Raw genomic sequence first — 12,690 nt, 5'->3', positions numbered from 1 at the left:
ATCCCCGGGAGGAGCCTCCCCGGCCTCCGGCCTCCCCGGGCCCGGGCGGCACCGGGAGGGCCCGGGAGCCGGCCGAGACCGCGACCAGGACAACCGGGGAGACCCCGAGGCCACGGAGACCCGCGGGAGAGGGACCGGAGACCGGGGGCCCGGGGGCCGGGGGCCGGAGGAACGGGGGAGGCCACGCTGGCCCGGTGGCCCGGTGGCCCGGAAGTCGGGTGAGAGGCCGGAGGCCGGCTCCTCGGCCCGGTCGGCAAGCTCGGTCCGCAGCCGCCTGCCCGCCGACCCCCTGCGTGCGGGGCGGACGGCTGCGGACCGCCAGCCCCGCAGACACCCCGGCCATGATGCCGAGCGGATCCCGGGCCCGCGGGCACCGCGCGGCGGGGGAGCGGAGGGCCGGTGCGGGACCCGCAGCCCGCGAGCGCCCCCGCACCACACCCCGGCCCCCACCACCCGGCCCGCCCCCCCCACCGCAACCCCGGCCCCGCATCACCCAGCCCGGCGACGCACAGCCCCCGGCATTCCGCAACGCCCCCGCTCTGCAACGCCCCCGCTCCGCACCGCCCTTCGGCCCCGCACAGCCCCCGGCATTCCGCAACGCCCCCGCTCTGCAACGCCCCCGCTCCGCACCGCCCTTCGGCTCCGCGCCGCCCCTGTACCGCTGCCGGGCAGGGTCTCGCCCCGTCCGCCCCGCCGCCCGCTCGGACAGGCCCCCGGTGCCCTCCCTGGGAAAGGCACCGCCGCACCGCCGCACCGGCTCCCGCACCCCGACCCGACCCATCCCACCCCGGCCCGGCCCGGCGGCGTGGGGGAGAGGGGCGCGGTGCCGCTCCCGGACCACTTGCCCGGCGCTCTCCCGGAAGGGGGTGCCGCCACCGGCGCCCGCGCCACCCCGCCCGGCGCGCCCCCGGGAGGGCCCGGCCGCACCGGCGCCCGCGCCGCCCCGCCCGGCGCGCCCCCGGGAGGGCCCGGCCGCACCGGTGCCCGCACCGCCCCGGTCCCCGTTCCCGGGAAAGCCCACCGTGACTCGGCGGCCGGCGCTCCCCGGGGAGGGGAATGCGGGCCGTGCAAAAGGGCTCCGCGGTGCGGGCGCCGCCTTTTCCAGCCGCTTCTTACCCGTTCTCGAGTACATCGGTTTACGGGCCGTGCGGCAGTTGAAACAGCCTCAAACTCCGGTCGAGGAAATCCGGGTATGGCGTGAATCCCGCTAGTGTGCACACGGCGACGAAATTCAGCCACGAGAGGAACTCGACGAGTACGGAGGAAAGCAGTGAAGATTCAGGTTCTGGGACCGTTGAGTGCCGAGGTCAACGGGGGGTCGATTGTCCCGACGGCCGGTAAGCCGCGGCAGATTCTTTCCCTGCTCGCCCTCTATCCCGGACGGGTGATGCCGATCCCCACGCTCATGGAGGAGATCTGGGGAACCGAGCTGCCGCAGAGCGCACTGACCACGTTGCAGACCTACATCCTCCAGCTGCGCCGGCGGCTGGGCACCGCGATGGGCCCCGACGCGCCCGGCGCGGCCAAGGAGGTGCTCGCCACCCGGCACGGCGGCTATCTGCTGCAGATACCGCCCGAGAGCGTCGACGTCCACGAGTACGAGCGCATGGTCACCGAAGGGCGGGCGGCCTTCGAGGCCGGCGACGACGAGACCTCGGCGGACCGTTTCCGCCAGGCGCTGGACCTGTGGCGCGGCCCCGCCCTGGTCGACGTACGGCTCGGCCCGGTCCTGGGGATCGAGGTCATGCGCCTGGAGGAGAGCAGACTGGGCACCGTCGAGCGGCGTATCGACGCCGACCTGCGGCTGGGCCGGCACTCCGAACTCATCGCGGAACTGGCCGAGCTGACGGCCCGCTACCCCCAGCACGAAGGACTGCACTCGCAGGCCATGCTCGCGCTGTACCGGTCGGGACGGCAGGCGTCCGCCCTCGCCGTCTTCCGCAAGCTGCGCATCCGCCTGATCGAGGAGCTGGGAGTCGAACCCTCACCGCAGGTGCAGCGCATGCACCAGGCCATGCTGGCCGTCGACCCGCAGCTGGACGTCGCCGCCGGACTGCGGCGCACCTCCACCTTCGACCTCTATGCCGCCTGAGACCGGCCGGAGCGGGGGCCCGATCCGTACTCAAGAGCTGTGCCGAGAACGCCGGCCCGCGGGCGCGTCAGCGCCGCGGCCGGGTGTCCGGGTGCGCCGGACGGCGGCGTCACCGGGGTGTGCCCGCGAGCGGGCCGGCCCCGCCGCGCCATCCCCGCGGTGAAACAGGAGCCGCCCCTTTTGTGCCACCGCGACCGCGTCCCGCAGGCCCACGGCCTGCGGGACGCGGCCGCGTCGGCCCCCGGCCGGCGCCCCGCCCCGCAACGGGCCCGCCCGCACCCGCCCGAGCCCGGGCCCGCGTTCCGGGGCGCGCCGCGCCCGGCCCGGAAAAAAATTCCGTATGCCATCCGGTTCCTGTGGGCCTTTCGGTGATTTCGCCGCCCCTGTCACGGGCCGCGGGCGATATCCGGGCGGTGCGTCCCGCCCGGCACGGACACCGTGTTCCGTCCGTCCCCTGAATGATTTCCCCGCCGCCGCGCCGGGGAATCCCGCATTCCAGAATTCATCGCTGCCGTGAAGGAATTCGGCCTGAACTCGGCGTATGCAGGTGTCACACGGATTCCGCTTCCCGCCCGCCCACGCCTGCCTGTATGCCTGCGCGGATGTGCCGCCGCCGCCGGGACACCGGGCCGCCGCAGCGGTGCGGTGTCCCGGCGGCGGCGCGCGCTGTCACGGGACCGGGTGCGGGGGAGGGGCGGGCGTGTGTGTGGGGGGAGGGGTGTCTGCCGGCTGCGGGCCGGCCGGCAGACACCCCTGGCGGGTTACTTCACGGGCTGGGGTTCGGGCTCGTTCTCGGTCTGGGTGGTGCCGGCGGGGGGTTCGTCGTCGGCGGGTGTCTTGACGGATTCCAGCAGGAGCTGGGAGACGTCGACGACCTGGATGGATTCCTTGGCTGTGCCGTCGTTCTTCTTGCCGTTGACGGAGTCGGTGAGCATGACCAGGCAGAACGGGCAGGCGGTGGAGACGATGTCGGGGTTGAGGGAGAGGGCTTCGTCGACGCGTTCGTTGTTGATGCGCTTGCCGATGCGTTCTTCCATCCACATGCGGGCGCCGCCGGCGCCGCAGCAGAAGCCGCGTTCCTTGTGGCGGTGCATCTCCTCGTTGCGCAGGCCGGGGACGCTGGCGATGATCTCGCGCGGCGGGGTGTAGACCTTGTTGTGGCGGCCGAGGTAGCAGGGGTCGTGGTAGGTGATGAGGCCCTCGACCGGGGTGACGGGCAGGAGTTTGCCTTCGTCGATGAGGTGCTGGAGCAGCTGGGTGTGGTGGATGACCTCGTAGTCGCCGCCGAGCTGGGGGTATTCGTTGGCGAGGGTGTTGAGGCAGTGCGGGCAGGTCGCGACGATCTTCTTCGCCGACTTCGGCCTGGCGGACTCGGGGGTCACCTTGCCGTCCTCGTCGAGTTCCTCGCCGAAGGCCGTGTTCAGTGCGGTGACGTTGTCCATGCCGAGTTCCTGGAAGAGGGGCTCGTTGCCCAGGCGGCGGGCGGAGTCGCCGGTGCACTTCTCGTCGCCGCCCATGATCGCGAACGGGACGCCCGCGATGTGCAGGAGTTCGGCGAAGGCCTTGGTGGTCTTCTTGGCGCGGTCCTCCAGGGAGCCGGCGCAGCCCACCCAGTACAGGTACTCGACCTCGGTGAGGTCCTCGATGTCACGGCCGACGACGGGGATGTCGAAGTCGACCTCCTTGAGCCATTCCAGGCGCTGCTTCTTGGCCAGGCCCCAGGGGTTGCCCTTCTTCTCCAGGTTCTTGAGCATCGTGCCGGCCTCGGAGGGGAACGCCGACTCGATCATGACCTGGTAGCGGCGCATGTCGACGATGTGGTCGACGTGCTCGATGTCGACGGGGCACTGCTCGACGCAGGCGCCGCAGGTGGTGCACGACCACAGCACGTCCGGGTCGATGACCCCGTGTTCTTCGGCGGTGCCGATCAGGGGGCGTGCGGCCTCGGTGAGTGCGGCGGCGGGCACGGAGGCGAGCTGTTCGGCGGAGGCCTTCTCCTCGCCCTCCATGGTCTTGCCGCCGCCGGCCAGGAGGTAGGGGGCCTTGGCGTGGGCGTGGTCGCGCAGCGACATGATCAGCAGCTTCGGCGAGAGCGGCTTGCCGGTGTTCCAGGCGGGGCACTGCGACTGGCAGCGTCCGCACTCGGTGCAGGTGGAGAAGTCCAGCAGGCCCTTCCAGGAGAACTGCTCGACCTGCGAGACACCGAAGACGTCGTCGTCACCGGGATCGGTGAAATCGATCGGCCTGCCGCCCGACGTCATCGGCGCCAGCGCGCCCAGCGCGGTCGCACCGTCGGCGTTGCGCTTGAACCAGATGTTCGGGAACGCCAGGAATCGGTGCCAGGCCACGCCCATGTTCGTGTTCAGCGAGATCACGATCATCCAGATGAACGAGACGCTGATCTTGATCATCGCGACGAGGTAGACCAGGTTCTCCAGCGTGGCGGTGTCGAGCCGGGAGAAGGCGGCGAGCAGGGGATAGGAGAAGAAGTACGCCGGCTCCCAGTGCCCGACCCCCGCGAGGGCGCCCTCCAGCGCCCGCAGCGTCATGATGGCCAGGCCGATGGTGAGGATGACGGACTCGATGAAGTACGCCTGGCCGCTCTTGGAGCCGGCGAAGCGCGACTTGCGGCCCGCGCGCGAGGGCAGGTTCAGCTGCCGGATCACGATGAGGACGGCGATCCCCGCCGCGGTCAGCGTGGCGATCACCTCGACGAACAGCTCGTAGGGCAGCCAGTGCCCCACCACCGGCAGCACCCAGTCCGCCTCGAACAGCTGGCCGGTCGCGTTGACCAGCGTCACCAGCAGCGTGTAGAAGCCCATGGCCACGAACCAGTGCGCCGCCCCGACGACGCCCCACCGGTTCATCCGCGTGTGGCCCAGGAACTCCTTCGCCACCGTCACACTGCGCGCGTAGGGGTTGTCCGTCCGGACTCCGGCCGGCACCGGCTGGCCGAGCCTGAAGTAGCGGACGAGCCCGCCGACGGCGCGGGCGAACAGCGCACTGCCGACGGTGATGAGAGCCAGCGAGACGATGATCGCGGCGAGTTGCATGAACGGGCTCCTCGGACCTGCGAGAGTGAATCTACTCGGCGGTAACATGCGGGGTCGGTCCGAAGACTACCCACTTCCCGCTCCCCGAAGAAGCGGCGCGGCAGGTGACCTGCGCGACCGCGCCCGCCGCCGCGGCGGCCCGCACCGGTCCCAGCCTCCCGCCCGAACGGCCTGTACAGCAAGCCCAGTTGGGTACAGGCGGCCGTATGAGGCCTGCCGGTGCGGGCGGTCGCCCGCACCGGCAGGCTCCACCCGGACTCCACCGGTCCTCAAGTCCCGGCCCCCGCACGGCCCTCGTCCCGCACGCCCCCGCCCCGACACGGCCCCCGCGCAGTCCCGTCCCGAAAGGCCGGGGCACCCGCGCCGGTTGCCCCGCCCCGCCCCGCCTCGCCCCGCCTCGCCCCGTCTCGTCTCGTCTCGTCTCGTCTCGTCTCGTCTCGGCGTCGTGCCCGCATCCCGTGCGCGCACACCTCGGTGCCGGGACCGTATTCCCCGGGCCCGGCGGGTATCAGGCGGCTCTCCAGCGGAACTTGAGGCGGTACGGCCACGCTGTGATCCCACCCCGTGCGACGAGGGGCGCAGGGAGAGGAGGGTGCCATGTCGGACGAACAGCCAGTGCGCCTGCACTGTTTCGCGCACTCCGCGGGGAGCGTGCCGGCCTTCGGACACTGGACGGCGCACACCGGACCAGGGGTGGAGGTGGTGCCGGTCGCCCTGCCCGGCGCCGGCCGGCGCCCGGGCACGAGCGCCCACGAGGCCCTCCTCGCCGACGTGCTGCCCCTGTTCACCGGCCCGCAGCCCGGCCCCTACGTCCTGTACGGGCACGGCCTGGGCGCCCTGGCCGCCCTCGCCGTCACCCGCGCCCTGCACGAGGCCGCCCTGCCCGGCCCCGCGCTCCTGGCCGTCGGCGCCTGCCCGCCCCCGCGCGTACCCCGTGAACTGCCCGACGTGGCCGCCGCCACGGACGCCGAACTGCTGCACGTCCTGAGCGCCGAAGGCGCCGTGCCGCCCGCCAGCGACGAGGGGATCCTCCTGCGGGCCGTGCTGCCGCTGCTGCGCGCCGACCTCGAACTCGCCCAGTCCCTCCAGGAGGCGGCCCGCAGGCCCGCTCCCGCAGGAGCGCCCGCCACCGCGCTGCTCGTCGTCACCGCCGCCGGCAGCCCGCCCGAGCCGCCCGCCCTCGCCGACGGCCGGCGGCAGTGGACCCAGGGGCCCGTGCGCACACGCACGCTTCCCGGCCGCCCCTTCCACGTACGCGGCGGCCGGGAACTGCCCCGGCTGCTGGGCCGGGCCTGCCGGGTCGCCGCCCGCCTGGTGAGACAACCCGCACCCGTCGGCTGATCCGCCAGGACCCGCCCCCGCCCGGTACGGAACCGCCCCCGCCCGGTACGGACGCGGCGCCCGCCCCGGACCCCGCCACCCCGGGACGAGCCGCCCCGGGACGAGCCGCCCCGGGCCCGGGTGGCCGCCGTTGAGAGCCGTCCGCACCGCATGCGTTTTGTCCGCGCCCCGCCGGCGCAATGTGAGGAGAGGTGTTCCGATGTCTGGTGAGCGTGTCGACAGGCAGACGCGCACGATGCACGTGGCCGCGCCCGCCGGCGTGGTCTACGCCGTGTTCGCCGACGCGGCGAGACTGCCGCTGTATTTCTCCCCGAGCGTCCACGTGGAACGCCTGGAGTTCGACGGCGAACGCGAGCGGCTGCGGATGTGGTTCCTCATGGACGGCCAGCTCAAGGCATGGACCTCATGGCGCCACCTGGACCCGGTGGAGCGCCGCATCGAGTTCCGCCAGGAACTGCCCGCCGCCCCGCTGACCTCCATGGGCGGCATCCTCGACGTCCGCTCCACGGGCGCGCACAGCAGCCGCCTGGAGCTGGCCTACGACTTCAGCGTCACCGGCGACCTGCCCGAGGACCGGGCCTGGGCACAGCGCGCCACCGACGCCAACAGCCGCGTCCAGCTCGCCGAACTGAAGAGCTTCGCCGAACGCTGGACACGCCTGGACGACCTGGTGATGTCCTTCGAGGACACCCTGCGCGTCAACGGCCCGGCCGAACTGGTCTACGACTTCCTCTACCGGGCCGCGGACTGGCCCGACCTGGTCCCGCACGTCACCGGCGTCGACCTCACCGAGGACACCCCGGGCGTGCAGCGCCTGACCACCCGCACCCTGACCGAGTACGGCGCGCACACCACCGACGCGGTACGCATCTGCTTCCCCCACGCCGGACGCATCGTCCACAAGCAGACCGCCCCGCACACCCTGCTGGAGGCCCACACCGGCGAATGGTCCGTCGTCTCCGACGCCTCCGGCACGACCGTCACCGCCCAGCACAGCGTCGTGCTGCGCGAGGAGAACATCGCCGCCGTGCTGGGCGAGCACGCCGACCTCGCACAGGCCCGCCGGTATGTGCGCGAGGAACTCGGCCGCGACAGCCGGGCCCTGCTCGCCCACGCCAAACGGCACGCCGAAAGCGCCGTACGCATGCTCTGACCCCCCCCCGGGCCCCCGCCCCCGCACCGCCCCGGCGGGCGGCCCCGTACCCGCCGCACGCCCCGGCAGCCCCTCGCCTTGGCACCGGCCCCCTGCGCAGCAGGTTCCGGCCCGCGGCGGGCGGGGGCCGGACCGCGTGGACTCGGGCACCGCTCGGGCACCGCTGCACACCCGCTCGGGAAATCGGACGCCGGGTGCACAGTGCATCTAGCGTGGCCAACCCGAGCGTTGTGGACACCGGCGGACCAGGAGGCGTCATGCACGACAACCGCTGCGACAGGGCCCCCGCCCGCCCTTCGCGCCCCTCGCGTCCCGCACGCCGCGCGCGTCCGCGCCCGGCCGGCGGCCCCGCCGCCCGCCGGCACCGCGCCGGGCGGGCGGCGCCGCCCGCCCCGTAGCGCAAGGGCCCGGCAAGCCGCCCGCCCGTCCGGTACGGCGCCCGCCCCCCCCGCCGGGGAACGGGCCCGCGCCGACACTCAGCCCGTCCAGCGCCCAGAGGAAGGAGAGGGGAACACGCCGGCCCCAGCGGACCGCACGTCCCCGGACACGCATGACTGTTTCCCGCTCCTCGCGCGAGGCGATCTCCGTGGTCGTCGACCCCGGGCCCGCCCCGTACGCGGCTGCCTGGGACCTCGAGCTGCGCGGGCCGCTCGACCCCGCCGCCCTGGACCACGCCCTTGACGAACTCACCGCCGGCGAGCCGGACGGGGCCAGGCCGAGGCACCGGCTGCTGCGGCACGGACCCGACCACCACACGGTCCGCTTCGCCGCGGCACAGGGCACGGCCGCCGCGTGGGCGGGCCGCATCGCCGACCTGCTCACCGAACCGCCCGCCGCCGACCGCGCGCTCACCCCCGCCCAGTGCGCCGCCCTCGCACCGGCCGGGGCAGCCCGCTACGAGGCGGTGTTCATCGAGACGGCGGCCGCGCTGGAGAGCGCCGACGTGCGCCAGGCCCTGCGCGCGGTGCTGGCCGCCCACCCCCAGCTGCGCGCCCGCCCGGACACCGCCGGCGACCGCCTCACCGGCACCGGCACGACCCCCGGCACCGGCACGACCCCCGGCACGGTCGCGGCCACCGCAACGGCGGACACCGCCGTACCCGCAGGCACCGCCGCCGCGCCCGCAGCCGGAGCCGGAGCCGGGGGAGAGGCCGGGAGCGGGGGCGGGCTGGAGCCGTTGGTGGAGGGGGAGTTCAGCGACGAGGCGGGCTTCGCCGCAGCGGTCGCCTCCCTCGGCCGCACGGTCGATGCCCACCGGGGCGTCCAGCTGCGCGCCCTGCTCGCCCGTGACCGCCGTCCCGCAGACCGCACGGGGCCGCGGGCCGACCGTCTCGCCCTGGTCGCCCATGAACTCGCCGTGGACGCCGCGTCCTGGCCGATCCTGCTCGACGACCTGGCCGCCGCTCTGGGCGCGGTGGCCCGCCCGGACGCGGCGCCCCCGCAGCACACCCCGGACGGCCTGGCCGACTGGGTCACCGCCCTGCGGGAGCTGGCGGGCGATGCCGCCGAGGCACGCCACTGGAGCGCCGTCGCCGAACGCCGCTCCAGGGCCGCCGCCGCCCGGCCCGGCCACCTGGCCGCCGCCCCGGCACGCACGGGCGACACCGCACCGGCCGCGACCGAGACCGCGGACGGGACCGGGCCCGCGGACACGACGGCCGCCCCTGACCCGGACAGGACCGCGACCGAAGCCGCGGCCAGGACCGAGACAGACCCGACCGGAGCCGGCGGCAGGCCTGTTGCCCCGGGCAGGGCCGAAGCCGCGGCCGCAACCGTGACCCCGGCAGGAACCGGCGACACGGACGAAACCGTCACCGCGACCGGCAACGGCACCGTGCACGAGGCCGGGTCCGCGACCAGTGCCGGTGCCGCAGACGGAACGTTGCCCTCGGCCGGGACCGGTGCCGTGCACACGGCGGGAACCGGTACCGCGGCCGGATCCAGCGCCGTGCACGAAGCTGAGGCCGGTGCCGGTGCCGGTGCCGGTGCCGGTGCCGGAGACGGAACCGTGCCCTCGGCCGGGACCGGTGCCGTGCACGAGGCCGCAACCGGTGCTGGTGCCGGTGCCGCGACCAGCGCCGGACACGAGGCAGAGACCGGGGCCGTGCACAAGGCCGCGACCGGGCCCGGAACCAGTGCCGAGCCCGTGCCCGGCGGCAGTGCCGAGCCCGGGAGCAGTGCCGTGCCCGCGACCGGTGCCGCGACCGGTGCCGCGACCGGTGCCGGGCGGGGGGCCGTCGTGGGGTTCACCCTGGACCAGGACACCACCGAGCGGATCACCGAAGGCCTGGCCGAGCGTCTCGCGCTGACCGCGGACCAGGTCCTGACCGGCGTGTTCGCCCTGGCCCTGGCCTCCTGGCAGGACACCGACGAGGTCAGCCTCGACATCCGCAGCGATCCGCGCCCCGGCCACCGGGGCCTGCGCCGTCACGTCGGACGGCTCACCGACGTCCACCCCGTCCACCTCACCCTCCAGCCCGGCCTCGACCCGCTCAGCCGGCTGGCCGCCGCCGCGGGCGCCCTGGCCGCCTCCGAGGGACAGGCCGCGGGCGGCGCCGGATTCGGGGCCTGCCGCGAGTGGAGCCCCGACCCGCTGCTGCGCGACACCCTGCGCGCCCTGCCGCCCGCCCGGGCCCGACTCGACCTGCACGGCCCCCACGAGACACTGCCTGACTGCGTCCACCGGCTCCCCGCCGGCGCCCCCGCCCGCCCGGCGCACCAGCTCACCGCGCGGATCCAGCTCACCGGCACCGCCCTGCACATCGGCCTGGAACAGGCCGATGTGCAGGGCGAGGACACCGGTGCCGCCTCACCGGCCGCCCTCGCGGAGCTGCTGCACGACCTGCTGACGGAGCTGGCCGCCGCCCTCACCGTGCCGATCCCGTCCGTCTTCGGCGCCACCCCCCAGCAGGCGGCCCTGTTCACCGGCGGCGACGCACGCCCCGGCACCGGCCACCACGTCGAACAGCTCGTCTGGGTGTGGCACGGCCCGCTCGACCTCGACCGCTTCACCGCGGCCTGGCAGTCGGTCTTCGACTGCGAAACGGTTCTGCGCACCTCCTTCACCGGCGGCCCCCACCCCCAGCTGATGGTGCACGCCCGCGTCACCCCCGACATCACCCGCCGGATCCACCGCGGCGACGACTGGTCACCGCTGCTGGAACGCGACCGGCTGCGCGGCTTCGACCTGCGCTGCCCCGGAGCGCTGCGCCTGACCCTGCTGGAGAGCGAACGCGCCGCGCCCGCCCCCGCCCCGCCCACCCGGATCGTCCTGACCTACCACCGGGCACTGCTCGACACCTGGAGCGCGCACATCCTGCTGCGCGAGTTCTACCGCGCCTACCTCGCCGGCGGCACGCTGCCCGGCGGCGAGCGCCGCCCCGACCTGCGCGACTACACCGCCTGGATCGCCGCCCAGGACCTCGAGCCGGTACGGGAGTTCTGGGCCCGCGCGATGCCCCCCGACAGTGCCGCCGCCGACCCGGCCCGCCCCGCCCGCACCACCGCCGCGCCGGCGGGTGTGGGCCGCACCCGGCTGCGCCTGGACCCCGCCGAGACCCTGCACCTCGCCCGCTGGGCCGGCCGCTGGGGCATCGCCGAGAGCAGCGCGCTCCAGGCCGTCTGGGCGATCCTCGTCCACCGTGCCGCCGACACCGACACCGCGGCACCGGTGCGGTTCGCGGTGAGCGTCTCGGGGCGGGGGATAGCGCTGGACGGCGCGGCCCGCATGCTGGGACCGCTGCGCAACGCGCTGCCGGTGTCCGTCGAGGTGGACCCGGCGCGAACCCTGACGGACCTGATGCGCCGGCTGCGCGACCACGCCCTGGACATGGCCGCCTACGAATGGGTGCCCGCCCGCTGGAGCACCCTGCCGCACCGGCGCACGACACGCACCGGCCCCGCCGACACCGTCATCGTCTTCGAGGACGCCCCGCACCCGGTGGAGGGCCTGGAGGACGAACTCGCCGCCCAGGGCGTCCGGGCGGAGTTCTCCGGCACCGTGCCCGCCCGCTCGGTCCTGCCCATCGGACTGCTCGCCCACCACGACAGCACGGGCGGCCTGGTCCTCACCGGGGTCCACGACCGTGACGTCCTCGACGACGAGGCGGCCGGCGAACTGCTGGTGCAGAGCGCCCTGCTGCTGCGCGAACTGCCCGTGTGGGCGGACGAGTCCACCACGATCGCCGAGGTCCTCAAGCTCTTGCAGGGCAGAGCCGTCCCGCGCATGACCGACACCGACACCGACACCGACACCGCCGCCGGGGCGGGCGGCGGGGGCCGGGCCCTGACCACCTTGCGCCCGGCCCGGCAGGAACAGGCCGGCACCATCTGCCTGATCCCGCCGCCCGGCGCGAGCGCCGCCTGCTACGACCTGCTGCCGCACACCTACCCCGGCCCCCAGGAACTGCTGGTCCTCACCACCGGCACCGGCGCCGAGGACGCCGGGCCCGCCCTGAGCGCCCACACCGCGGGCCGGCCCCTGCTGCTCGGCGGGTTCTCCGGCGCGGGCGTCCTGGCCTGCGACATCGCCGGGCGTATCGCGGCCGGCGGCGGCCGCCCGCCCCGCGTGGTGCTCGCCGGCGCGTCCACCGGCGAGCGCGAACGCTCCCTGGCCCGCGCCCTCACCGACGCCACCCGCCCGGACGGCTGACCCCCCGCCCCACCGCGGCCCGCCACCCCGCCACCGCGCCCTGCGCCCGACGCCCTGCCCCGACACCCAGCCCTGCGCCCGGCCCTGCCCCGACGCCCCGCCCCGACCCGACCCGTCCAGTCCCGACGCTCAGCCCCGCCCCAGACCCGCCCGACGCCCCGCCCCGTCCGGTCCCGCGCCCGAACCCCGGTCCCGCGCCGCCCTGTCCTGCCCCACTCCGCCGGCTTCCGTCCAACTGCCCACCCGAACGGCACCGTCCAACTGCCCCCGCCGTACGGCACCGTCCCGCCCCGCGCCGTACCCGTCCTGCCCCCGCAGGGAGTGCCTCCTGCGGGGGTCCGTCGGCCTTCGAGTGCTCCTCGTCCGGCGTCGTCCATCGTGGCTGTGGCCCGGGTGACCC

Annotated in this window: 5 protein-coding genes; 4 read left to right on the top strand and 1 reads right to left on the bottom strand. The window is 75.1% G+C overall.

The annotated features are described in order from the left end of the window. Positions 1-1,270 precede the first annotated feature (1,270 nt). A complete protein-coding gene (locus Saso_RS37910; RefSeq protein ID WP_189928733.1) occupies positions 1,271-2,092 on the top strand; it encodes an AfsR/SARP family transcriptional regulator in 822 nt (273 codons plus the stop codon). A gap of 761 nt (positions 2,093-2,853) precedes the next feature. Here the strand turns inward: Saso_RS37910 and Saso_RS37905 are convergent. Then, positions 2,854-5,145, bottom strand: a complete 2,292-nt coding sequence (locus Saso_RS37905) for a (Fe-S)-binding protein (RefSeq protein ID WP_203833586.1) — start codon at positions 5,143-5,145, stop codon at positions 2,854-2,856. 597 nt (positions 5,146-5,742) lie between these two features. On the opposite strand from Saso_RS37905, the gene Saso_RS37900 reads away from it, so the two are divergent. From Saso_RS37900 to Saso_RS37890, 3 genes are all read left to right on the top strand, one after another. Further along, positions 5,743-6,486, top strand: a complete 744-nt coding sequence (locus Saso_RS37900; RefSeq protein ID WP_189928723.1) for a thioesterase II family protein — start codon at positions 5,743-5,745, stop codon at positions 6,484-6,486. A 199-nt stretch (positions 6,487-6,685) separates the two neighbouring features. Beyond that, positions 6,686-7,639 carry an aromatase/cyclase gene (locus tag Saso_RS37895; RefSeq protein WP_189928722.1) on the top strand — a complete coding sequence of 318 codons (954 nt, stop codon included), beginning with the start codon at positions 6,686-6,688 and terminating at the stop codon, positions 7,637-7,639. 550 nt (positions 7,640-8,189) lie between these two features. After that, the gene (locus tag Saso_RS37890; protein ID WP_189928721.1) at positions 8,190-12,290 is read left to right on the top strand and encodes a condensation domain-containing protein; all 4,101 of its coding nucleotides are present in this window, start codon (positions 8,190-8,192) and stop codon (positions 12,288-12,290) included. The last annotated feature ends 400 nt before the right edge of the window (positions 12,291-12,690 follow it).

The sequence above is a fragment of the Streptomyces asoensis genome, from assembly GCF_016860545.1.
Classification (GTDB): Bacteria; Actinomycetota; Actinomycetes; order Streptomycetales; family Streptomycetaceae; genus Streptomyces; species Streptomyces asoensis.
This window is presented reverse-complemented; position numbering and strand designations above follow the sequence as displayed.

Coding starts and splice junctions, on each gene's coding strand:
- Saso_RS37905 (WP_203833586.1), bottom strand. CDS start 5,145: ATGCAACTCGCCGCGATCATCGTCTCGCTGGCTCTCATCACCGTCGGC.
- Saso_RS37900 (WP_189928723.1), top strand. CDS start 5,743: ATGTCGGACGAACAGCCAGTGCGCCTGCACTGTTTCGCGCACTCCGCG.
- Saso_RS37895 (WP_189928722.1), top strand. CDS start 6,686: ATGTCTGGTGAGCGTGTCGACAGGCAGACGCGCACGATGCACGTGGCC.
- Saso_RS37890 (WP_189928721.1), top strand. CDS start 8,190: ATGACTGTTTCCCGCTCCTCGCGCGAGGCGATCTCCGTGGTCGTCGAC.